Source organism: Eubacterium callanderi, assembly GCF_900142645.1.
GTDB lineage: Bacteria > Bacillota > Clostridia > Eubacteriales > Eubacteriaceae > Eubacterium > Eubacterium callanderi.
Window position 1 is genome coordinate 215,305 of sequence record NZ_FRBP01000006.1, and the last position, 22,992, is coordinate 238,296.

The following is a 22,992-nucleotide window of genomic DNA, read 5'->3' on the forward strand; positions in this document are numbered from 1 at the left end:
TTTAACACAAGGGCAGAGTAACAGTAAAAATGGTTCCCTGGCATAAAGCGCTGTCTGCCAGAATGGTTCCCCCATTTTCCTGAACCAGTTCTTTTGTGATGGCCAGTCCAAGGCCGCTGCCCGCACCACTCCTCGATGCGTCACATTTGTACAGTCTTTCAAAAATGTAGGGCAGCTGGTCGGGGACAATGCCGCTTCCATCATCTTTTACCCATAGCTTCATGCTTTTTTGAGTTCGCTCAACGCCAATTTCCAGCGCGGAACAGCCACTGTGCTTTACAGCATTTTGGATAAGATTATTCAGAATACGATTCCAGGAGCGTGCATCAATCCAAACCTTGTATTCTTCATCTGGAATATGAAACGTGTAATTAAGGCCGTTTTCCTCAAACAACGGAATCCAGCCAATGATCCCATCTCGGGTGAGCTCGCATATGTCGCGCTCTTCAAAATAAAAATGATATTCCTTTGATTCCAGCTTGAACCAGTCAAAGAGAATGTCCACATAGTCCTTGAGATCATAAGCCTTTGACCAGGCAATACCCAGATATCTTTTTCGCTCCTCTGCTTCTACCTTTCCGCTGTTCAGTACGTCTAAATAACCGATAAGGGAAGTGAGAGGGGTACGGACATCGTGGGACAAACTGGTCATCAGCTGCCTGTTTGCCCTTTCATTTTTCTTCAGCGAAGCAATCTCACATTCACTGTTTTTGACAATTTTATTGATTTTATAGCACAGCTCTGCGGTCATATCCCCTTTTCTCGCTAAAATTCGTCGGTTAAAGTTGCCCGCCTCGACCTCCTCAAGAATGGCACAGGCTTTTATCAAGCGCTTTTTAACTTTAAGTAGCAGGATACACAGAATCAAAACAACCGCGGCAAGTACCAGACACAGGATAGTTAAAGCTGTGACGCTCATAAAACAGCCCCTTTGTTAAAACGGTAACCCACCCCCCAGATAGTTTGAATATAAGCTGTCTCCTTCTCTTTTTTCTCAATTTTTCTTCGCAGCTTGCTGATATAAGCCATCATATTTCCATCATCAAAGGCATAATCCTCCTGCCATATCTGTGTGTATAGCTGTTTCTTCGTAAAAACCTGTCCAGGGTTTTTTGCCAGAAAATAAAGCAAGTCAAATTCTTTGTTCGTCAGCTCGATTTCTTTTTCCTGTACGCTGACGCTTCTCTCCACCGGATTGATCAACAAACCGCCTTTAAAGATAAGGCTCTTTTCTTTGCAGGGATTTTCACGATTTAAGACAGTAAACCGCCGGATAAGGGATTCTACGCGGGCCATGAATTCATTGATAGAAAAGGGTTTTGTCAGATAATCATCTGCGCCGGTTTTTAGACCCTGCACCTTATCCTTCTCACTATCCCTGGCCGTCAGCATTAATACCGGAATACTTTTTGTTTTTCGGAGCTCGGAGAGAACAGCAAACCCGCTCATCTCGGGCAACATCACATCCAGAATAACCAATACGGCCTCTTTCTCATCCAGACGGTTTAGTCCCGCAGCCCCGGTATGGGCAGCACACACCTCGTAGCCCTCGCGCTCAAGGCATCTTAAAAGCAGGGAACAAAGCTCCACATCGTCATCAATTATCAGTATTCTCTCACGCATTTTTTCTTCCTCATTCATTAAGTTTAATTTCAGTATAATCCTGTCTCTCGCGACAGACAACTTAAAAATTCTTAAATTTAACCAACAGATTTATTAAGATTTTAACGCTGTTTGACTAGAAATTTCTGTTAATTTTAAACTAAATTGGTTATACTAAAATCAAACGTTAAAAGGAGGTCCCCATGAAGGATCAAGAAATGGAAAAAGCCCAACAGGAAAAAGAGCCTGAAAAGAAAAATAACTTTAAAACAAAGATTATTTTATACGTTGTAGGAATTGCCATTATTTTTGTCATCGGCATGGTTGTCGGCATTCGCTTCAGTTTTGCTGTTCAGTCCTCTGTTTTTTATCTGCAGCGGGCATTTACCTGGCTTATCTTTATTTTAATCATTCTGGCCATTATCGCCATCCCCATTGGATGGAAGGTCTATAAGTACCAGAAGCAAAAAGAGAAAAATCAATAATATCAGACTTGTCTGCTTTGTTTTCACCTGTTTTGGGTATGATTTATTCATACTTGAAAAAAGGAGTGTTTGAACATGGACAAAACTACATTTTTAAAAGAATATCTCTCCGACCTGATGGCAAAAAACACCTTTAACGAAAATGGACAGATAGAAGTAAATATTTTTGAGATTTTCTCGCAAGAGGATGTCCAGCAGGCAGCCGAAGCCCTTGGCTGTCAGGTTGATAACAACAATACGCCCATCGGCAGCTTTTGGATTTATGATCCTCAGCCAAAGAAGTCCTGACAGACTTCTTTTTTTGTATCAAAAAAGCTGCGCAGCCGCGCAGCTTGTATCTCTTAAGAATTATTCCTTTTCGTCTTCTTCTAAGGCTCTCGCGCCAAAGAATTTTTTATCCTTGTCATTGCCTTCCATACCCTTACCATCATTGGTCGGGCGTTCCTTTTCACCGGCACGCTGTTCAATTACGCCTTCGCCGTCATTGGTTGGTTCAATTCTTTTATCATCTTTCATAATAGGTTCCTCCATTAATAATTGTTAACAATTGTTTACCCGAAGTTTATGTCCTTTTATCATTTCTTACAAATGCTCAAGCTTTTATTCAGAAACTGAAAAGCTTTAGTGAATCTAAAATCAAAAAGCTTATTGTCGCTTTAAAAGGTGAATCGGGTATCCAATTAATATAAACATCTCAAAAGAAAGGCATACTATTATGAAAAAAGAAAATGAAAATCATGTAAACATACAAACTCAGGAACCCCAAAAAGGCTATTATATCGACGATTCTACAAAAAATGTTTCCCCTGAGCCTGTAATGGAAAGCCCGGAATATAAGGGCAGTGGAAGGCTAAAAAACAAAGTCGCTGTCATTACTGGCGGAGACAGTGGAATCGGCGGCGCTGTAGCCATCGCTTTTGCCAAGGAAGGCGCCAATCTCGCCATTCTATATCTGGACTCTGATGATGACGCAGCAGCCATTGTCAGGCGGGTGAAGGAGCTGGGAGCAGCGTGTTTTTCAATAAAGGGCGATGTCGGTGATGATACCTTTGCACAGAAAGCCGTCCAGCAGATCGTTGACCAGTATGGCCGTATTGATGTCCTGGTAAACAACGCAGGTGAACAGCACGTGGCAGAAAGTATTACTGACATTACGCCCGCCCAGCTTGACCGAACCTTCCGAACAAACATTTTCAGCATGTTTTACATGGTTAAGGCTGCACTTCCCCATCTTAGTAAAGGGGCCGCCATTGTCAACACAACCTCTGTGACTGCTTATCGCGGGAGTTCTACCCTTCTGGATTATTCTTCCACAAAGGGGGCTATCGTCTCCTTTACCCGTGCGCTGTCAGGTAATCAGGAGATTCTGGATAAATCGATCCGCGTAAATGGTGTTGCTCCTGGACCCATTTGGACGCCGCTTATCCCCGCTACTTTCAGCCAAGAGCACGTTGAACGGTTCGGCAAAGATGTTCCTCTTGAACGGCCTGGACAGCCTTACGAGCTGGCGCCGGCTTATGTCTACCTTGCCAGCAGTGACTCAAGCTATGTAACTGGGCAGGTGATTCATGTAAACGGCGGCGAAGTCGTTAATGGATAGACTTTTCCGATTATAGAAGCCAGCCTAAGCTGGCTTTTTTCACGAAAAAATACCCCTCAGTCACACTGAAGGGTATCCCAGAGATCTCTTCGATCCCGCCGCGTTTTAAACGGCCGCTTTTATTTTACCCCTATGAAGGCTTTTTTAATCATATGATGTTTCTATTTTAAGTATTTGCTCATAAAGAAAATCATTGACTGGCGTCTCAAAGCCATATTTTTTCCCAAGACTGCAAATTGTTCCTGAAAATAAATCCACCTCAGTTTTACGGTGTGCCTTGGTATCCTGCCGCATAGAGGGCATTCCCTCAGGATTCAGGGTGTCCAAAACCCGCATCCACTCTGCAATATCCGATTCTGTCAGGTGGACTCCCTCGTACGCTGCCGCTGTTTTTACCTCTTCCATGGCTTTCAGCATCATATCTCTGGCCTTGCCTTCTTTTTGCAGCCCTCCATAATTTGTAGCAAAAACCGCCGCTGTCTGGTTGACACCAGTATTCAGCATGAGCTTATTCCATAGGCAATAGTGAATATCCTGAGGAATTTTATAAGGAATACCTGCTTCTTCCAATATCTCTGCGACAGCCTCCAAATGCGCTGTTTTAGTATTATCCTGGCTCCCAAGCAATAAAATACCGCCGTTATCGTAGTGTACGTGCGGCCCTTCCTTCACCGCATCCATCCCCTGGGCTACACAGTAAAGCAAATGCTCCTGCCCAAAGGATCTGGCGATTACCTTCTCGCTGGCAATACCGTTGAGCAGTGAAATAATCACGGTTTCCTTACCAACAAAATTACGGATACTTTCTACGGCATTGTCAATACTGGTATATTTTACCGCGACAATTATAAGATCCGCAGTTTCTGTCTTTATGGTGTCCTCAACATAGCGAAAGTCGCATATCTTTGCATTGCAGGTAAAAGGATTTTTCTGATAACGCGCAGCACGCTCATGATCAGCGATAAAATAAACACGTTCATTACTAAAAGCTTCGGTCAAACGGTTTCCATACAGGACACCAAGCGCACCAGCGCCGATTAATGCGATTTTATTTATTCTCATTTCTGCCTCGTGGTGTTTTTATTTATTATCCCATATTTCTGGGGCTAAGTCCAATTTTGTGAAAAAAAAACAGAAGCAGTTCATCTGCTTCTGTTTTCTATATAGTATAAATTAAAACCGGTTGCGATTACTTTGTCCTGAGACGACCATTAAAGATGTAATTACAATGCCGGCAAAAACGCCAGCTAAAAAAATACCTGATCCGATCAATATATACATGCTCTGTCACTCGCTTTCTATTTACTTTCTTTACTATATATACCTTTTGCGCTCAGGATAACTCATGCTTTAGTAAAACTTCAGATTATTAGTACGTTTAGTTTTAGTGGAAAGACTCGGGGTAAATTATTTATAAACATTATCGAAAGGATTGATTATCATGTCTGAATTACTAAAAAAAACAAACACAAAACGCCTAGCTGCCTGTTTAGCTGTCCCTCTGGCCGTTGGTTCTGTAGTTGGCAAAGCCATATCTAAAGATGTCAAAGAGTACTCTGAGTTGGATAAACCTAATTTCGCACCGCCCAAATGGGCATTTCCAGTTGCCTGGACAACGCTTTATACACTGATGGGACTTGCCAAATACAAAGCTCTCGAAGCCGCTGATGAAGAACAGAAAACAACTGTTCGAAAATCCGACGGACTTCAGCTCAGTCTTAATTTCATCTGGTCTTTTCTGTTTTTCAAATTTCATTTAAGGGGCACAGCCTTGATTGAAATGACCATTCTCCTCCTGACAATTCTCTATACTGCTAAAGAGTACGCCAAGGTAAGTAAAACAGCCGCAAAGCTCATGATTCCCTACATTCTCTGGGTCTCTTTTGCTCTCTGCCTGAATGCGTCTGTCTGGTACAAAAACAAGTAACTCTCGTAACAAAGAAAAAAACAAGGTACTTGATTTTATCCAGTACCTTGTTTTTTTATTGTTATCTTATTACCAGTGCATATAGTTTAATGGATCGACATAGTTCCCATTGACCAGGAAACTTAAATGAAGGTGATTGCCGGTTGAAGTTCCTGTTGTGCCAACAGCGCCCACATGCTGTCCCTGACGTACTGACTGTCCTTTAGAAACATCAATGGAGCTTAAATGTCCAAAGAGTACAGTTCCTCCATCAACAGCAATCATGATACAATTTCCATAACCACCGTTCCAACCAGCAAATGTTACAACCCCATCACCAGGTGACCAAACTGATGTACCACCCGGGGCAGCCATGTCACAGCCGCTATGCCATGTCCATGTACCATACACAGGGTGGATACGATCACCAAACATATCGTCCCATGCTATAGGGTGGTATTCTGATGAAATAGGCCAAATTAGACCTACAGAAGGTGCTGGTCCCGGGTCAGGAGCAGGCGCTTCACTACCTCCACCATTATCCCCTGTGCCTTCATTTCCTTCGCCGTTGTCACCAGTGTTACCTGGCACATTCCCCTGTCCAACTTCATTTTCACCTTGAACAGCCAATCTGGCCAATTCGTCATCTGCTGCATCGTAAACTGCCTGTTCTGCTTCTACTTTAGCCTGCAGTTCGTTGATGACATGCTGATTGTCAGCTAAAAGCTTCTTCTCCTGTTCCTTAATATCATTCTGGCTGGCTAAAGCAATTTCCTGCTCCTGTTTCAAGGATTCCAACTTCTGCTTATCAGCTTTTATCTCTTCCTGCTGGGTCTTGACCTGTTTTACTGTGGTCTCCAAAGCGTTAACGGCGTTTCGGTCAGCCTGGGCAATCAGGCGAACCATATCCGCCTTGGCGATAAAATCGGTAAAGCTGGTTGAAGAGAAGAGAACGCTTGCATATCCCTCATTGCCAAACATATACATGACTCTCAGGCGTTCCTCCAGGTCTTTTTCTTGTTCGGCCTGCTTTGCCTGGGTGCCTGCAAGCTGCTGGTTCTTGGCTTCCAAATTTGTATTGATCTCGCTGATCTGGCCGTCAAAGCTGTTGACCTTTTCTGTGATGGTCTTAATCTTTTCCTCGGCCTTATTGATCTCATTTTCAATTCCTTCGGCAGTATTCTGCTTCATATCAATTTGATACTCGTATGCTGCCTTCTTCTGACTGGCTTCTGCCTTTTTTTTCTGAAGCTCTTCCTCGGATTCAGCATAAACCGGCGAAAGAACGGTCGATACAAAAAATAATAATACCAATGTCAAAGAGAAAATTGACTTCTTTTTCATGTTTTCCTCCTGGCTTTCAAATAGTATTTCCATTATAACACAAAATGACAGATTAATAGATTGAGCCGTGCTTATAAAAACAAAAAAGATCTATCTGAATTCAGCTTCTTGTTTTATAGATTCTTACCCTTAACACTTAAAAATACCCTTAATATGTAGCAAATGCATAAATTCAACTATGAATTCACGCACTTGTTACTCGGTAACTTCATTCTATCGTTTTTTTTCTGTAAAAATCAAGTATGGTTTTGTTCACTTGATACACAGCCAGTCTGATTCCTCGACAAAACCATATTTTTTGTAGACGGGCATCCCAAATTTTGACGCTCGAAGGCGTATTATGGTAACACCGCTGCTTTTCACTTCCTTTACCAACATATCTAATATTTTCGTGGCAATTCCCTGACCCCGGTATGCGGGTTCTGTAAACATGTTCGTAATATAGGCAGACATTCCTGTCTTATTTGAATAGCTCGGCGGATAAACATAAAAAATAACCGCGCCTGTAGCGATAATTTTTCCATCCTCCACTGCCAGTATCTCGATCAGTGTATTGTTCTCAAAGCTCTTTCTGAAAAAAACCTGAAGTTCGTCATCAATGCTGAATACAGGGTTCAGTCCCTCATGAATTAACTGTGTTTTTCGGATTTCACATAAGAGGTCAATATCCTCAATTGTCGCTTTTCGGTAATGCAAAATTCTTTCCTCCCAAAGGCTTTCATTTTTAAACTTATTATAGCATACTTTTCCTTTTTATCACCCCAAAAAGAAAGCATTGACAGCATTGATTCCTCATTATACAATATTTTCAGAATAACGGTTAAAGGGGACCGACCATGCCAAAACTTCCGCTTCACTATAACGATGACCCTGTTTTAAAACAAAAATGCCAGAGCGTTCAGGTGGTCGATGACTCGATCCGCAGTCTGCTGAACGCCATGATGAACACTCTGCAGCTTACACCTGGCGCTGCCGCCTTAGCCGCTAACCAGGTTGGTATCCTTCTCCAGCTTGTCGTAATTGATTATGCAGGCTACCACCTGAAGCTCGTGAACCCTGAAATTCTGGACACGGAGGGATCACGAGAATGCATGGAATCTTGCCTGAGTTTCCCTGGCCGACACATAATGACACTGCGGCCCAGGGCTGTTAGGGTACGGGCGCTGGATGAAAATGGCGTCGTAATTTATTTAGATGTCAGCGGTGAAATGGCAAAATGTCTTTGCCATGAGATCGACCATTTGCGGGGAATTGTGTTTATCGAGCGGGCTCTCCCCTATTAAGCAACATCTATAAAAAAGAGCACCGTGAAGGCCTCTTGGCCTGCCGATGCTCAGATAATTGCTTATTCAAATTCTTCAGCCAGCTGTTTTCTGAACAGCATTCTAAAAACGAAACGCACACAGGGCCCCGCAAAAAAGATTTGCCAGAACAGTGCCATTGGAAAATTCATGACTGTTGTCTGAAACCATGCAGCAATGATTTCACTTCCGGGATTCTTGAACAAAACAGTTGCAATTAGGCTCATCATTGGGCACATCAGGCAAACAGTCATTGACGATATGGCGAGAATCACGAAGATCGGTTCAGCGGATTCAGGGGATATAATCCGAAAGGCCAGTTTCTGCGCCAGTTTTTCAACCACAAACAACTCAAGAATCACCGCAACGGGCCACATGATGACCAGCTCGTGAAAAGCGAGCAGAAATACCTCGTTGCTCAGTCCGCCCTTATCCAGGGCAATATTGTAACAGATCATGGCATAGACCATGACCAGGGCCATTAAAAGTGTGAAAATAATGTTCTGTAATTTTGTTTTTGGCATTTAAATTTCTCCTTTTCTGACAAAACGAAAAAAGAGTTTAAAAACGACATCTGTGTTGTTCGTTGTCATCTGTCAATTTTACAGATGTGTCGTTTCCAATTAAATACCAAAAAGTTTTAACTCTTATTCAATTGTTTTACAAGATCATACTAACACAAAAAACAATGTGATGTAATAAGTTTTTTTATGTAATGGATATCTTTATGTAAATTTTCAGCCCTGCATCAGCTAATCATGTTTACTTTCTTTTTAAACTCACTTATGACCTCTTCAATGGTAAGCCCCTGGAGTTCTTCTTCAGTCTGCTGGATAATTCCGTTAACTAATCCATCGGTGTAAAAAATATCCAAATAATAACCTTTATACTCTTGTGCATTTCTCATAAATAACATTCCTTCTTTCTTAGATTTTTATTATAACAGATTCCCGGTTGAAAATGCACATCAATTTGAATATCTTAATTTTCAGGTTAAATCCAAAGGCTTATTATCTTTTTTATGATTGTATAAAGAGCCATAGAGCCATTTACAAATCTTCTCCGAAATGCTGGGGCATAGATCTGAATACTGTCATGCAGAGTGCCATCATAATCAAAGATAAGCAGTGGGGCTTCAGTTTTCAATTTCGTGAATCAAATTGACCATCTCGATGGCGCCAATGGCACAGTCAAAGCCCTTATTTCCAGCCTTTGTACCGGCCCGTTCAATGGCCTGCTCAATATTTTCAGTGGTGAGCACGCCAAACATTACAGGAATCTCACTGTTTAAAGATACATGGGCGATTCCCTTGGATACCCCATTACAGACATAGTCATAGTGGGAGGTACTGCCTCTGATAACAGAGCCCACACAGATTACCGCATCGTACTTACCGCACTTCGCCATTTTAGAGGCAATGAGCGGGATTTCAAAAGCTCCCGGTACCCATGCAACATCAATGTCCTCATCCTGAACCTCATGCCGCTTTAGCCCGTCCAGTGTGCCTGACAGAAGCTTCGATGTTATAAACTCATTAAAACGTGATGCTACAATGCCCACCTTAATTTCTTTTGATACTAATTTTCCTTCAAATACATTCATTGTTTTTCTCCTTTTTGTTTAATAATTTAATAAATGTCCCATTTTCGTCTGCTTAGTTTTTAAGTAACGCAAATCATAATTTGTCGCGGCGATCTGGATTGGTACGCGTTCGATAATATCCATACCAAAATCTGAAAGCTGATAGATTTTATCCGGATTGTTGGTCAAAAGCCGTAAGGTTTTTGCGCCCAGGTCACGCAGGATCTGTGCCCCGATAAAATACTCCCGCATATCACCGGCAAATCCCAGGGCCAGATTGGCTTCAAGGGTATCCATTCCGCGGTCCTGCAGCTCATAGGCCTTTAACTTATTGATCAGGCCAATGCCTCTTCCCTCCTGTCTCATATAGAGCAGAATACCGCGTCCTTCTTTTTCGATCTGCGTCATGGCTGCCGCAAATTGCTGCCCACAGTCACAGCGTATTGATCCAAAGGCGTCCCCTGTCAGGCATTCAGAGTGCACGCGGCACAGAAGCGCTCTACCATCTCCGATATCGCCCTTAACCAGAGCGATGTGATGCTCACCATTCATTCTGTTCACATATCCAAAGGCCTTAAAGTTGCCATATTTTGTGGGCATATTGGTGGAAGTGACACACTCTACCAGCCTGTCATGTTTTTTTCGATAAGCCTGAAGGGCTTTGATGGTTATGAACTTCATATGCCACTTCCCAGCCAGCTCAGCCAGCTCTTTTGTGCGCATCATAGAGCCGTCATCTTTCATGATTTCACAGCAGAGTCCGCATTCCTTCAGTCCTGCCAGGTGCATTAAATCAACGGTGGCCTCTGTATGTCCGTTTCGCTCCAGCACACCGTTTTTCTTTGCCATGAGCGGGAACATATGCCCTGGCCTTCGAAAATCCTCAGGCTTTGCTTCATCGCACACACATCGGCGCGCGGTAAGCCCCCGCTCTTCTGCTGAGATACCTGTGGTCGTATCAATATGGTCAATGGATACTGTAAAGGCGGTTTCATGATTGTCCGAATTGTCAGAAACCATCTGTGGAAACTGAAGTTTTTTACAAAGTTCAATCCCCATTGGCATACAGATCAGCCCTTTACCGTGCACTGCCATAAAATTGACATTCTCTGTTGTCGCAAATTCTGCGGCACACACAAAATCCCCTTCATTTTCTCTGTCCTCATCATCTGTCACTAAGATAATTTTGCCCTGGCGCAGATCCTCCAACGCCTCTTCAACCGTATTAAATTCAATCATTTTCTGCCTCCTAATAGCCGAATTTCATTATAAAATCTTTTGTAATGCCGCTCTGTTGGGGCGCTGTGCCCAGTAGCTTTTCAACATATTTTCCGATACAGTCATTCTCGAGGTTCACGCAATCTCCAGCGCCTTTTTGAGATAATGTGGTATTTTTTACGGTGTGTGGGATGACCGAGACACTGAACTGCTTCCCGGTTATGCCCGCAACGGTCAGGCTGATGCCGTCCACTGCGATGGAGCCTTTTTCAACGATATAGCGTAAAAGGTCATTACTGGCCTGAATGGTATACCAGATAGCATTATCATCCTTTTTGACGGCTGTTATCTTACCGGTACCATCAATATGACCCGCTACAATATGACCTCCAAACCGTCCCGTCGCGGGCATGGCGCGTTCCAGATTAACAGCATCTCCGGGATGCAGGCTGCTGAGCGAAGAACGCTTCAGCGTCTCATGCATGACGTCTACTGTAAAGTATGAATCCGAAAAATCTGTTATCGTCAGGCAGACACCGTTTACCGCGATACTGTCGCCCTCTCGGGCATCCTCTAAAACTGTCGTAGCTCCAAGCGTCAGTATGCTTGATGCCGCGCCCCGGCGGATGGACTTAACCGTACCCATTTCCTCTATAATTCCTGTAAACATGAAACCACCTCACTCTCTAAAAGAATGTCCTGCCCAAGCTTTGTAATCACGGGTGCGGATAAACGCCACGCTGCCTCCGGTGAACCGACACCTGTTCCTCCAACTGGCGTTTTTGCCTGCTGTCCTCCAAATAATTTTGGGGCAACATAGGCCTGTATTTTATTGACGATCCCACTTTCTAAGGCTGCGCTGTTCATCTGCGGCCCTCCCTCCATCAAAATGCTGTCAATAGCCATTTCACCGAGTCGTCTCATCAACGCTTTCAAGTCAATTCTGCCATTTTCAACTGTCATTTTGAGTACTTCACAGCCTTTCTGTTTAAGAAGCGATTGCTTCTTATTATCACCACTCCCAGTCGCAATAATGGTCCTTGTTTTCGCCGCTGTCTTTACTATCTGCGCTGTCAAAGGGATGCGTAGCTTTGTGTCACAGACAATGCGGACAGGGTCCCGCCCTCCCGGTATACGGCAGGTGAGCAGCGGGTCGTCTGCCAGAACTGTTCCAATGCCTGTCAGAATAGCCGCGTAACGCTTGCGGTCCAGATGGACTCTCTCTCTTGCCAACTCACCAGTGATCCATTTCGATTTTCCGGAAGCAGTTGCAACCTTCCCGTCCATGGTCATTGCGTATTTCATGACAACGTAGGGCCTATGTATTCTGATAAAATGGAAAAAAGCGTCATTCAGCGCGTCACATTCCTGCTGTAAAATCCCGGTCGTTACCTCAACGCCATGCTGCCGAAGGATCTCTATACTTTTTTCCGCCACCAGAGGATTAGGGTCATGAGAGCCGATCACTACACGCCTGATGCCGTTTTCCAAAACAACATCGGTACAGGGCGGCGTTTTCCCAAAATGGCAGCATGGGGTAAGGGTCACATAAAGCGTGGCGTCCTGTAAATCCTCAGTGCAGTGAGCAATGGCATTGCGCTCTGCATGGGGGCCGCCATAGCGCTCATGAGCACCTCTCCCAATGACGCAGCCATTTTTTACAATCACTGCACCCACCATAGGATTGGGGTTTACAAAACCACAGCCCTTCCAAGCCTCCTCAAGAGCCAGCCGCATATAATCCTGGTCGTTCAAATATAACACCTCCTAAAACGAAAAAATACCTTGAATAAAATCATTCAAGGCATTTGATGTCAGTTTCCTGCACTCAAGGTATATTTAAAATTAAAAAAGCTCTGAAATGATAAAATCATTCCAGAGCAAATAAAACATAACCATCGTTTATCTTCTTTCATCCAGACTGTACTGTCGGCTTCGGAGTTTCACCGAATCATGCCTTACGGCTCGTGGGCTGTACCACCGGTAGGGAATTACACCCTGCCCTGAAGATTGCTTATTCAATTGCTTTGTAGTATAGCACGGTTTATTTTGACTGTCAATAGTTTGATTACTGTTCCATCAATTTTTTATCGTCACTACTGGATGTTCTGTATCCGGGAATAAATACCTCAAAGAGGTGTCTTCAACCGCACTCCCGGTTTCTTTTCTTCAAAGCTTTTTGTATTCTTCATCTTCTACTGCCTCAAGCCATTCGTTTGCCGCATCCTCTGCCGGAACCTCAACGGCTAAATGGGAAAACCAGCTGTCCTTTGCTGCTCCATGCCAGTGTTTAACCTCTGGCGGAATACTCACAACATCTCCTGGATTTAATTCCTGCGCGGGTTCTCCCCAGGCCTGGTACCATCCTCTACCGCCGGTGACCAGAAGAATCTGTCCTCCCCTGTGATGGATATGCCAGTTGTTTCTGCAGCCTGGCTCAAAGGTAACATTTCCAATCACTACGCCCGATGTCGACAGCATATTCAGATAACTTTGGCCAACAAAGTATTCCGCAAAGGCGTCGTTTTTTTCTCCAATTGAAAAAACACCCGGATTTTTATAATTATTTTTGTTCATTTTTAACCCTCCTTATATGATTTCTAACGTCAGCCTGTGTTTTCAGGCCTCTGTATATTACTTTAACACTTGAAGTGAACTCCAAGTCAAGCTCATATTGAAAATATTTATGCTGTTTATCATTTTTATTTTAAACAAAAAAAGAACGTGTATATCAAAGTTACACGTCCAAATATTTTTTATTACACTATTTAACGCGATGATGCTTCCTACTCAGATATAATCGCACCAGTAGGACAGGTTTCCTCGCACACACCACAGTCTACACATTCATCTGCGTTAATAATATACCTGTCATCCCCTTTTGAAATTGCCTCGACCGGACACTCTGTCACACATCCGCCGCAGGCTATACACTCGCCTGAAATAATATACGCCATTAGCCACTCCTTATGTCATCTTAAAAATCTGGAATTCGCACTTAATACTATAATTTTTTCTTTAGCCGGTCAACGGCTTCTTCCCGCGTTGCCACGAAAAAGAAATCTTTGCCATGGTTACTTTCATAAATAAAATCTTTCAAAGGCTTACTCGTATATTTTGAGTAATCACCAAATATCGCTGCTTTGATACGATAATTCATAAATTTCTGTAGGATCTCACCGGCAATTCCTGTACTGAGTATAAAAAATTCTTCTGAAACAGCATCTTTATCAATCACAATTCTGTCCGCACCGGTTTCGTATTGTACTGTCATGATTAAATCAAGTGCGGAGTTCGTATCTACAATGATTCTCTCTTCACTGGAAACAACTGCAATATTCGCTTCATCTGTCATAATCTTTTCAATTTTCATAAATCTCCTCCTAAAACTAAATTTGCAGTACAAATTCCAGCTAGCTAGAGAGTATACTATGATTTTTCGTTTTTGTCAAATGCCTGCCTCTGTCCCGCTTTAATTAAGACATTTTATATAATAGAACTTAATTCCATAATTCAAAAGAAAAAAGAAAAACTTTTCGTCATTATATCGCTGAGGGTTCACTTCAAGTCAAGAGAAGAATACCGATATAACCTCACACTGCCAGCCTAACGGATCTTATCCAGAAGCATATTGTACTGGCGGTTTTCTGCATTGATTCCCAATGATTTGATGCCTCCCTGCACACCAGTGTTCTTTTTGATCATAGACTCGATATAATCGGAGTGCTGAGGCCCTGTTCGGAATATTTCCTCTGCATGGTGGTCTTTATCAATGCGGAAGCAGGACATGGTTCGGATAGTGTGGTGGTCCTCCCCGCGGACTGTGACACGGCCGCCGGGACCATCATAGAACACGTTTCCGCTCTCAAGCGCTGAGATAACCGCTTCGGTTTCTGTTGTCCCTGCCATCTCCACAGCCCGTTTATACAAATACATGGCCGTGTAGGCGGTTTCAGTATCCATGTTCATGTATGGTACATTCTGATGGTTGTAGACAGAGCGGAATTTCTTTACATATTGCCGCGCTTTTGGGGTTTTTAACTCTTCAATGAACGATGCCATCACATACATATTCTCAAGGACTGGCGCTTTCAGTTCAACATTCAATGGATACTCTGCTGCGACCTGTGTGGTTGCGTTGGGAATATGGTTCAGCCCGCGCTCATGCCACTGGAGATAAAAGCGGTCCTGATTTGGATAAACGCACATGGAAAACAGAACATCGGTCTGTACCTGGAGAATGCGGTCAATGACTGATGTGAAATCCATCATTTTTTCATCGAGATATTCAATACCGACGACCTCTCCCCCCAGCTTGGGAACAAGGTATTTCACCCACTCAGCAGACAGAATGCCATAATTATAATCTGCTGCCACAACATAACATTTAGAACCATACTTTTTAAAAAGGTAGGCCAGCATTTTTTCCATTTGCTGCTCCGGCATGGCCGATAAGCAGAAAACATAGTGCCCTGAAACACCGCCCTCGGTCTGCTGGGTGTTGAGATAAAGCGTCTTTGTCTGCTGGGCACAGCGCTGCATGATATCTCGTGAGGGAGACAGGGTTGACCCCATTAAAACATCCACATGCTCCTGTTGAGTGAGCTCAAAGGACGCCCTGTTTGTCAGGTCAGACTGAGAACTGTCGTCGCGGATCAGCAGTTCAATCTGTTTTCCATCGATACCGCCTGCCTCATTAATCTCCTTTGCTGCCAGCTGGTAGGCCGCCTGCTTGCTCCGTTCTTCCTTTGAGGCGATGCCTGTCAAATCTCCGATAATACCAATTTTAACCACAGAGCTGTCCTTTCTGACTTTTATATCAAGATAAGTCATTTTTTCTGGAAAGCAGATGGTTACCTCACAGCCCTTTTCAGGTTGTCCCATAATCGACGCCTTTCCATCAAACCGCTCTGCAATCCTGCGAACAGTCGCCAGACCGATACCATTTCCCTCGTAGGCTTCATTGCTCTCAAGCCGTTCAAATGCTTCAAAGACGCGATCCGCATAGTTCATATCAAAACCAATACCGTTATCGCGAAAATGAAACGCCACACTGCCATCACGTACTGTGGCAAAAACCTTGATCTGCGCTTTTTTTCTGCTTCTTGTAAACTTAATACTATTTGAAAGAATATTCATGACCATCAGCTTGATCAGAAACAGATCACCTGTAATCTCGGGCAAATCCTCCATACTTAGGATAACCTTCCGTTTCGGCTCTGCCCGCATCAATTCCTCAAAGCACTGGCGGATGAGCAGTTGTGTATTAATGCGTATCCGATCAATATTTTTAAGATCCGCTTTAGAGTACTCCATCAGCCGTTTCACCATATCGGTCATTCTCTTACAGGTTCTGCGAATGGCGTGAAGGTCCTCAATAGACTGCGGCGCCAGCCTGTCTCTGTTGTCCTCTTCAATAAACTCCGCATACAGGCTGATTTCACGGGCTGGTGTTTTCAATTCGTGGGCAACGGTATAGATAAAAGAATTGAGCTGCTCAGCCGTTTTTTCTTCCATTTGTTTTTTATCTTCCATGGCTTGTATCTCCATATACTTTGTTAATTGCACAAATAAACCGACCAAATACAAACAAAAAAGTGCCGGCTCAACACCGGCACTGCTTCTTCAGGCTGTTAAGTCCTGATGATACTTTATCACGCTTCATGCTTCCAGGCAACAGCTTATCTTAACGTTTTACCAAAACCATCGCAACATCATTGACATTCGTACCTGTCGCTCCGGTCATGATCAGGCCATCACAGGCCTTAAGGGCATTGTAAGCATCGTTCTCCTGAAGGGTATCAAATATCGAAATTCCCAATTCCGATAATGCTGATTTTGTGTTTTCATTCACAAAACCGCCTGCGGCGTCTGTCGGCCCATCCGTACCGTCAGAGCCGACGCTGAAAACAGCCGTATCATGGCAATCTGAAATCTTATCAGCTGCCGCCAGAGCAATCTCCTGGTTGCGGCCTCCTTTTCCTTTTCCGGTCAGCCGGACCACTGTCTCTCCACCAGCGATCCAGGCACAGCTTTTTGTTATCTCCTGATGCGTCAGGGCGATATCTCCCAGCAGTGTTCCAGCCTCCCGCGCGACACAATCGAGGTGATCCGTTAAGAGCTCGGTTTTATATCCGCGCTCTTCTGCAGCGTTTCTAGCCGCTGTACAGAGCTCACGCACACTTCCGGTTATCACTGTCTCAACATTGTCAAGCTGCTTTGGTGTCTCCCGTTCCAAGGCATCCCATGCAGCTGATGAAAGCTTCAACCCATATTTCCGTGCCACGCGCTTAGCGTCGTCGGCTGTTGAGGAATCTGGGTAAGCTGGTCCGCTGGCAATCATATCCAGCGGATCACCCACAATATCACTCAGGACAATACAGTATACTTGGGTAGGCTTACAGGCGAGGGCGAATCGCCCGCCCTTCACCCTGCTCATACGCTTGCGAAGCGTGTTCATTTCAACGATGTCCGCACCACTGGCCAGCAGCTGTTCTGTCAGATCGGCCAGTTCTCTTCCTGGAATCACCGGGTCCTCGAACAATGCCGATCCACCTCCTGAAAGTAAGAACAGAATGGTGTCCTCCTGACTTAATCCCTTGACCAACGCAAGGGCTGCCTGTGTAGCTTTAAAAGAATTCTCATCCGGGACAGGATGTCCCGCCTCAATGCAGGTATAATTGGCGACAGGGCCTTTATTATAGCCGTATTTTGTCACAATTACGCCAGCCTCAATGCGTTTTCCCAACACCTTATCTGCCGCCTGCGCCATCTGCCACGCTGCCTTGCCTACCGCTACCAGCCGCACCCGGCCATTTCCAAAATTTTTGTTTTCAAGAGCCCTTTTGACCGCTTCGTCCGGCAAAACGGCGTCAATTGATTTTTTTATAATATAATCTGCGTCTTCTCTGATACTTGACATTTTATTACCTCTGTTTTCATTTTGGATATTTCCGGATCGCTATGCTTATCCTGCTATTTCACAGATCTTAGAATCTGTTCTTAAACGCGGAACATCTTTTTAGCACGCTCAATAGCTTCCTGCGCTTCCCCAACACATTTTTCGGTATAAGCATAAAGGATATCTGCCGCTTCCTGCACTTTTCCATCATTTTTCAATGCCGCTGCTCTCATCTCAACAGCGTCGATCTCGGCCAGCCATCTGTTTTCCAGCTCATCAAATAAACTCCTTACAATCGCGTGGCGCTGTTCATAGGTGTCTCCATCTGCGTTGCCGTTGATTTCATCCAGCAGCGAACGCATATCCCACCAGAATGAACCTTCTTTACAGGTGTCTTCACAGTCAACCTCTGACGGCGCACACATGGTTTTTCCAAAGGTTCCTGCCTTCTGTAAATATTCCGGCAGGCCTCTGGCGTCAATAAACAATGGGATATAAATGCTGCAGCATGGGACCACTGGCGCCCACCACATAACAGGCAGCTTCCGGTCATTATCGGGTAAAACCGCCACCATCGAAGAGGCAGTATTTCCCCAGGTGAATCCTGCCGGAGAATCGTGCATACAGATCGTAAGAAAATCCGGTGACGACGCATTGAAATATGGGCCTTCTAAAAAGGTGTCCTCATAGTGGTCGCGCAGAATACGTTTCATATCTGTAACACCAATTTTTTCATCACGGCCTGCTGCCTGTGAAAGTAATTGCCGGGCACGCTGAACGCGGATATGAGAAAGCTGGCGTGGGTTGTTCTGATTAATATATGCCTTTGCAAAATCAAAAGCATCCCATTTTTCCTCTGGCCACCAGCCCTTTTTAATCGCGTGGTCAATAAGATCACTGCAGCCACTTGTCATATCTGTGCGGATACTGACCTCATTTGAAATGGCAGCATAGCCTTTTTCAACTTTACGTACAGCCCAACGGTTACCAGCGGTTTCAAGAATGTAGGCTTCTTTTTTATCTGCGATAATATAAGAATTATTATAAGAGCCCGAAACTGTGTCCGACATCGGTACGCCAGAGCCCCACTGCCCATACGCTTCAACCAGTTTTGCCATAACATCCAGGGCTTCTTCTGCGGTTTTACCCCGTTCCAGTCCTAACCGGATAAGCTCCATACCCAGAATTCCCTTATCGACCGGCTTTCCTGATTCCTCGGATTCTGCATTTTCGGTTAAATCCTTTGTATAAACCGCTTCATTGCCAATGGTCACACCAAACTCATTCATGCCCTCTTCATATCCCCAACACCAGTAAGGTGATGACCCAAAGGTCCGATACCGTTCTCCAGTCTGATCAATCGACACGTACGCAAGCTGCAGTTTTTCTCCGTCACCAAATGTTTTTGCTTCATGATAAGCCATCGGCTGACAGTCAAAAGCCGGGCGATCACTATTTTTTGCCAGAATCACGGAATTCAATGCCGAAACGTCAGACAACGCTACAAAAGTATCACACATTTTAATTACCTCCTGAAAAATAAAACTTAATAACCAGTGTACTTCTTATGGTTAAATGATACTGGAAAGGTTATCAAAAGTGAATGCAATTTGGGCAAAGGATTATTTCAAAAAGACAGGAGGAGGACATACTCTGGAAATTATTCCATGAAAAACCTGTCTTTTTTCCAGAAATAAGCCGGACGTGCTCACGCCATAACAACGCGATTAAAGCTGCCTATTTTCTGAGCAGATTCTCTCTGTAACTACTTGGCGACCAGCCTGTCGTATTTTTAAAAATACGGCTGAAGTACTCTACATCCTCGTAACCCAGTACTTCAGCTATTTCATATATTTTCAAGCATTTATCCAACAGCAGTATTTCTGCGCGCCGCATTTTTAAAAATGTCAGATACTGTGAAAAGCTGACCTTCATTTCCTGTTTAAATAAGCTTCCCAGATATTTCTGGTTGACAAAATAAGTGTTGGCCAAGCCAGCAAGGCTATGCTTTTCCTCTGGCTGTTCAAGTGCCAGCTCACACATTTCCCTGACCATTCGGTTGTCGGTTTTTGGGATAAAAGGCTTCAATTCTTTAAATATCCGGGAAATCCATTTTGCAAAGGTAAACGCCTCTGTTTCATTTGTTCGTTCCTGAAGGTCGATATGAAACAAATCCTTCATCATAAAATATTTTTTCAAATAAGGCTTTATGCTGAGAAGAGACTCCTCGAGCTTTTTAAGCAGATCGTTCATACAGATAGCCCGCGCCTCTCTGCTCTGCGTGTCCTTTTCCAGTTCATCATCAACATGCCGCGCATAAACCATGGTGTCATCCAGATTTCCGCTCAGGATATATTCTGCCAGGGCATCGATATAACGTACACTGGAGGGCGCCGTTTCGCTGATACTGCTGAGGAAGGTGTAAGCTCGCTCAAAAGAATCTTCCACCTTAGTGTTATCAATGGGCTTGACAATGTAATCAAAGGCACCGTTTAAAATCCCTTCTTTTGCATATGAAAATTCAGCATATTCACTCAGCAGAATAACACAGCTGCAAAGATTCTCCTGCTTGATCTGCTTAAGCAGTGAAATCCCGTCAACCAACGGCATCCGGATGTCTGTGAGAACCAGATCGATTTTCTGTTTTCTGAGAAGCTCAAGAGCTTCAAGGCCGTTTGAAGCCTCGCCGCTGATCCTGAATTTTCCATTACATTTCTCCCAATAGGGCATACGCTTCAGCTTTCTTCGAAAAACTTCTCTGTCATCAACGACTAATATGTTGTACATTCTTATTTACCTCTTCATAGCATCAGGACCCCTGCCGTCACGCGAAAACAAAAAAGCCCTCAATCATTGATTTCAGGCAGTTTATGGCGGAGAAGGTGGGATTCGAACCCACGTGCCCCGGAAGGCAACCGCATTTCGAGTGCGGCTCGTTATGACCACTTCGATACTTCTCCAAACAATATTTATCTTATAATATCCTAATCCACTTTATCCAAGATGTCAATTCTTTTTTCCTGAAAAAGCATGCGTCCTTTTAAAGATAATTTTCAAGAATACATTGTATAATATTAAAAAATTATTTTATTTCAGCAAAATATAAATCCAGAAGAATGAATGGATAATTAAAATGAAAGAAGGTTCCTGACAATGCTCTATGAATTTAAGCTAAAAACAGACCGTGAAAATATGCACGATATTACGCCTCAGGTTTGGGAGGCCGTCCAAAAAAGTGGTATTAAGGATGGCACGGTTACAGTCTTTGCGCCACATACCACAGCCGCCATTACCATCAATGAAAACGCCGACCCGGATGTGGTTCATGATATGCTTATCGGACTGCGCCATACCTATCCCGATCTTCCCGAATACCAGCACGCGGAGGGCAACAGCACTGCCCACTTAAAATCAAGCACACTTGGTGTAAGCGAGACAATTATGCTGGTGGGCGGCAATTTACTGCTGGGAACCTGGCAGGACATTTATTTCTGTGAGTTTGATGGCCCCCGAAACCGCCATTTTTATGTACGGATCACAGAAGAAAAATAATGAGACGAACGCTGAGCAGTTTTGTACTGTGTCAGCGTTCATTTTTTAATACGCGCTATTCCTCCCGCGGTAAATTAGCATCTTTTTCCTGCGCAGTGAGCAATACTGGCAGAACCATTTTGACAGAAAAGTACTTGTTTTTCTGGCTCTCAAAAGTTATTTTTTCAGCCATAACGCCCACCACCTTTTTTACAATGAAAAGGCCAAGGCCGTGATTCTGCACAGCGTTCTCCTGTTCGTTTTGGATATAATGAGTGGCGTTTCGGATTTGCTTAAGCTTTTCGGGCCCGGCCCCAATCCCGTTATCCGATATTAACAGCTCCAGCTTCTCCCCTCTTTTTTCAAGCTTTACCAGAATATCACAGCCATCCGGGTTATGCCGGATGCTGTTTTGTATCAGATTAACAAGGGCCCTCTCAAAGAGTCTGTCATCCCCCTTTACCAGACATCCGCCGCAGCCGTCACTGTAAACAAAATCAATGGTATACTGCTCTGGAAGACCATTGTTTAAAGTGTCGCTGATAACCTGGCGCAGGCACTCCATAACATCTATGGACTCAAGGCACAGGGGCTGCATTTCATATTCCAGCTTTGACGCCAGATTCAAATCATTGACCAGTGAACGGATACGCAGGGTTTGATGGCTGATGGTTTCCCCTGCCTGCCGGGTTTCGGTATCATCCCTTGTCTTAAGGCCTTCGGCGTAGCCAAGGATAATGGACAACGGTGTTCGGATATCATGGGATACACCGGCAATCCAGTTTGCGCGGGCGCTGTCCTTTTTTTTAAGGGCTTCATTTTTTTCTGACAATATGGCCGAGGTCTGATTAATGCTCGCGAACAGCTCTGAGAATGCTCCTTTTTCTTTGAGCTTAACCGGACGATCTCTGGAAAGTGCCTCTAATCCTGCCACTATATTTTTGACAGGGCGCATCATCAGGGTTCCGCTGATGATATAAATCACCATGATCACCAGCAGATTGAGCGCCAGCATAAGGGGCAGAGCCTGGGTAATGGTCTTTTGAAGCACTGGTATGCTGTAATATTTATCGCCGAGACGCATGTAGCTGTCCTTTGGAAAGCCCAAAACCAACAAGCCATTGGGATTTTCCCAGGTAAAGACCGGGTAGTCTTTCAGGTAATAGCGCGAAAAACCGGCAATATCTGTTGGTGTGAAATGGCTGGGTATTTCCGGCGGCGCGTGGTCACTCCAGATAATGTTACTGGCTGCATTGTCAATGAGTATGGCCCAGGCGCCGCTCTCTGCAAGCAGGGTTTTTCCCTCCTCCGAAAGCTCAGGTGTACCACTTTCGCTTTTCAGCAGGCCACCGGATACCTTTTCGATAATCGCGCCTGGCGACTCCTTCAGATTTCCAGTTACCGGATGGACTGCGACCGCATAGCCCAAATACAGATTGAGGATAAAGAGCACAACAATGGAAAGCATGATCAAAACCATATAGCGTCTGAAAAAAAACCGGATATGCTTAAACATGATATT

General features: G+C 44.2%; 26 protein-coding genes, 1 tRNA gene and 1 riboswitch. Of the genes, 6 read left to right on the forward strand and 21 right to left on the reverse strand.

The features are described from left to right. Position 1: 1 nt before the first annotated feature. Positions 2-919 (reverse strand): sensor histidine kinase, encoded by a 918-nt coding sequence (locus tag BUC22_RS09705; protein WP_013380583.1) that lies wholly within the window; start codon positions 917-919, stop codon positions 2-4. Beyond that, complete coding sequence (locus BUC22_RS09710) at positions 916-1,623, reverse strand: response regulator transcription factor (protein WP_041689866.1); 708 nt, start codon at positions 1,621-1,623, stop codon at positions 916-918. Before BUC22_RS09710 ends, BUC22_RS09705 begins: the two co-directional genes overlap by 4 nt. Positions 1,624-1,805: 182 nt before the next feature. On the opposite strand from BUC22_RS09710, the gene BUC22_RS09715 reads away from it, so the two are divergent. After that, a complete protein-coding gene (locus BUC22_RS09715) occupies positions 1,806-2,087 on the forward strand; it encodes a hypothetical protein (RefSeq protein WP_013380585.1) in 282 nt (93 codons plus the stop codon). Positions 2,088-2,162: 75 nt separating this feature from the next. Then, entirely contained in the window at positions 2,163-2,375 is a 213-nt protein-coding gene (locus BUC22_RS09720) for a hypothetical protein (protein WP_073382818.1), read from the forward strand. 60 nt (positions 2,376-2,435) lie between these two features. Here BUC22_RS09720 and BUC22_RS21845 read toward each other — a convergent pair whose 3' ends face one another. Continuing rightward, on the reverse strand, positions 2,436-2,603 hold the full coding sequence (locus BUC22_RS21845; protein ID WP_013380587.1) for a hypothetical protein: 168 nt from the start codon (positions 2,601-2,603) through the stop codon (positions 2,436-2,438). Between the two features lie 199 nt (positions 2,604-2,802). On the opposite strand from BUC22_RS21845, the gene BUC22_RS09725 reads away from it, so the two are divergent. Continuing rightward, positions 2,803-3,687, forward strand: a complete 885-nt coding sequence (locus BUC22_RS09725) for an SDR family oxidoreductase (RefSeq protein WP_013380588.1) — start codon at positions 2,803-2,805, stop codon at positions 3,685-3,687. A gap of 144 nt (positions 3,688-3,831) precedes the next feature. Here BUC22_RS09725 and BUC22_RS09730 read toward each other — a convergent pair whose 3' ends face one another. Continuing rightward, positions 3,832-4,749, reverse strand: a complete 918-nt coding sequence (locus tag BUC22_RS09730; protein ID WP_013380589.1) for a ketopantoate reductase family protein — start codon at positions 4,747-4,749, stop codon at positions 3,832-3,834. 379 nt (positions 4,750-5,128) lie between these two features. Between BUC22_RS09730 and BUC22_RS09735 the strand changes: the two genes are divergently transcribed. Then, positions 5,129-5,614 carry a TspO/MBR family protein gene (locus tag BUC22_RS09735; RefSeq protein WP_013380590.1) on the forward strand — a complete coding sequence of 162 codons (486 nt, stop codon included), beginning with the start codon at positions 5,129-5,131 and terminating at the stop codon, positions 5,612-5,614. Between the two features lie 69 nt (positions 5,615-5,683). Here BUC22_RS09735 and BUC22_RS09740 read toward each other — a convergent pair whose 3' ends face one another. Together BUC22_RS09740 and BUC22_RS09745 are read right to left on the reverse strand one after the other, a co-directional pair. Further along, positions 5,684-6,937: a murein hydrolase activator EnvC family protein gene (locus BUC22_RS09740; RefSeq protein WP_013380591.1), complete on the reverse strand. Its 1,254-nt coding sequence runs from the start codon at positions 6,935-6,937 to the stop codon at positions 5,684-5,686. 252 nt (positions 6,938-7,189) lie between these two features. Continuing rightward, the gene (locus tag BUC22_RS09745; RefSeq protein WP_013380592.1) at positions 7,190-7,633 is read right to left on the reverse strand and encodes a GNAT family N-acetyltransferase; all 444 of its coding nucleotides are present in this window, start codon (positions 7,631-7,633) and stop codon (positions 7,190-7,192) included. A gap of 140 nt (positions 7,634-7,773) precedes the next feature. Between BUC22_RS09745 and def the strand changes: the two genes are divergently transcribed. Beyond that, a complete protein-coding gene (gene def, locus BUC22_RS09750; RefSeq protein ID WP_013380593.1) occupies positions 7,774-8,220 on the forward strand; it encodes a peptide deformylase in 447 nt (148 codons plus the stop codon). 62 nt (positions 8,221-8,282) lie between these two features. Here def and BUC22_RS09755 read toward each other — a convergent pair whose 3' ends face one another. The 14 genes from BUC22_RS09755 to BUC22_RS09815 form a co-directional block, all read right to left on the reverse strand. Beyond that, positions 8,283-8,762 (reverse strand): DUF2798 domain-containing protein, encoded by a 480-nt coding sequence (locus BUC22_RS09755; RefSeq protein ID WP_013380594.1) that lies wholly within the window; start codon positions 8,760-8,762, stop codon positions 8,283-8,285. Between the two features lie 224 nt (positions 8,763-8,986). Further along, on the reverse strand, positions 8,987-9,145 hold the full coding sequence (locus BUC22_RS22085; RefSeq protein ID WP_013380595.1) for a hypothetical protein: 159 nt from the start codon (positions 9,143-9,145) through the stop codon (positions 8,987-8,989). A 228-nt stretch (positions 9,146-9,373) separates the two neighbouring features. Then, the gene (gene ribH, locus BUC22_RS09760) at positions 9,374-9,841 is read right to left on the reverse strand and encodes a 6,7-dimethyl-8-ribityllumazine synthase (protein WP_013380596.1); all 468 of its coding nucleotides are present in this window, start codon (positions 9,839-9,841) and stop codon (positions 9,374-9,376) included. A gap of 18 nt (positions 9,842-9,859) precedes the next feature. After that, a complete protein-coding gene (locus tag BUC22_RS09765) occupies positions 9,860-11,059 on the reverse strand; it encodes a bifunctional 3,4-dihydroxy-2-butanone-4-phosphate synthase/GTP cyclohydrolase II (RefSeq protein ID WP_013380597.1) in 1,200 nt (399 codons plus the stop codon). Positions 11,060-11,069: 10 nt separating this feature from the next. Next, the gene (locus tag BUC22_RS09770) at positions 11,070-11,708 is read right to left on the reverse strand and encodes a riboflavin synthase (protein WP_013380598.1); all 639 of its coding nucleotides are present in this window, start codon (positions 11,706-11,708) and stop codon (positions 11,070-11,072) included. Further along, the gene (ribD, locus tag BUC22_RS09775) at positions 11,690-12,793 is read right to left on the reverse strand and encodes a bifunctional diaminohydroxyphosphoribosylaminopyrimidine deaminase/5-amino-6-(5-phosphoribosylamino)uracil reductase RibD (protein WP_013380599.1); all 1,104 of its coding nucleotides are present in this window, start codon (positions 12,791-12,793) and stop codon (positions 11,690-11,692) included. Before ribD ends, BUC22_RS09770 begins: the two co-directional genes overlap by 19 nt. A gap of 145 nt (positions 12,794-12,938) precedes the next feature. Beyond that, a riboswitch (FMN riboswitch) is annotated at positions 12,939-13,053 on the reverse strand. A gap of 154 nt (positions 13,054-13,207) precedes the next feature. After that, complete coding sequence (locus BUC22_RS09780) at positions 13,208-13,615, reverse strand: cupin domain-containing protein (protein ID WP_013380601.1); 408 nt, start codon at positions 13,613-13,615, stop codon at positions 13,208-13,210. A gap of 209 nt (positions 13,616-13,824) precedes the next feature. Then, positions 13,825-13,995, reverse strand: coding sequence for a DUF362 domain-containing protein (locus tag BUC22_RS09785; RefSeq protein WP_013380602.1), 171 nt, complete (start codon positions 13,993-13,995; stop codon positions 13,825-13,827). A gap of 47 nt (positions 13,996-14,042) precedes the next feature. Further along, positions 14,043-14,411: a DUF4180 domain-containing protein gene (locus BUC22_RS09790; RefSeq protein WP_013380603.1), complete on the reverse strand. Its 369-nt coding sequence runs from the start codon at positions 14,409-14,411 to the stop codon at positions 14,043-14,045. A 233-nt stretch (positions 14,412-14,644) separates the two neighbouring features. Continuing rightward, positions 14,645-16,573: an ABC transporter substrate-binding protein gene (locus BUC22_RS09795; protein WP_013380604.1), complete on the reverse strand. Its 1,929-nt coding sequence runs from the start codon at positions 16,571-16,573 to the stop codon at positions 14,645-14,647. Between the two features lie 151 nt (positions 16,574-16,724). Further along, positions 16,725-17,960 (reverse strand): glycerate kinase type-2 family protein, encoded by a 1,236-nt coding sequence (locus tag BUC22_RS09800; protein ID WP_013380605.1) that lies wholly within the window; start codon positions 17,958-17,960, stop codon positions 16,725-16,727. 80 nt (positions 17,961-18,040) lie between these two features. Then, positions 18,041-19,459 carry a C69 family dipeptidase gene (locus BUC22_RS09805; RefSeq protein WP_013380606.1) on the reverse strand — a complete coding sequence of 473 codons (1,419 nt, stop codon included), beginning with the start codon at positions 19,457-19,459 and terminating at the stop codon, positions 18,041-18,043. Between the two features lie 217 nt (positions 19,460-19,676). Then, positions 19,677-20,726 carry a response regulator transcription factor gene (locus BUC22_RS09810; RefSeq protein ID WP_013380608.1) on the reverse strand — a complete coding sequence of 350 codons (1,050 nt, stop codon included), beginning with the start codon at positions 20,724-20,726 and terminating at the stop codon, positions 19,677-19,679. A gap of 84 nt (positions 20,727-20,810) precedes the next feature. Continuing rightward, positions 20,811-20,899 (reverse strand) — tRNA-Ser (locus tag BUC22_RS09815). A 193-nt stretch (positions 20,900-21,092) separates the two neighbouring features. Here BUC22_RS09815 and BUC22_RS09820 point away from each other — a divergent pair. Beyond that, on the forward strand, positions 21,093-21,491 hold the full coding sequence (locus BUC22_RS09820; RefSeq protein WP_070081230.1) for a secondary thiamine-phosphate synthase enzyme YjbQ: 399 nt from the start codon (positions 21,093-21,095) through the stop codon (positions 21,489-21,491). Between the two features lie 55 nt (positions 21,492-21,546). Here BUC22_RS09820 and BUC22_RS09825 read toward each other — a convergent pair whose 3' ends face one another. Beyond that, positions 21,547-22,986, reverse strand: a complete 1,440-nt coding sequence (locus BUC22_RS09825) for a sensor histidine kinase (protein WP_013380611.1) — start codon at positions 22,984-22,986, stop codon at positions 21,547-21,549. Positions 22,987-22,992: the final 6 nt, after the last annotated feature.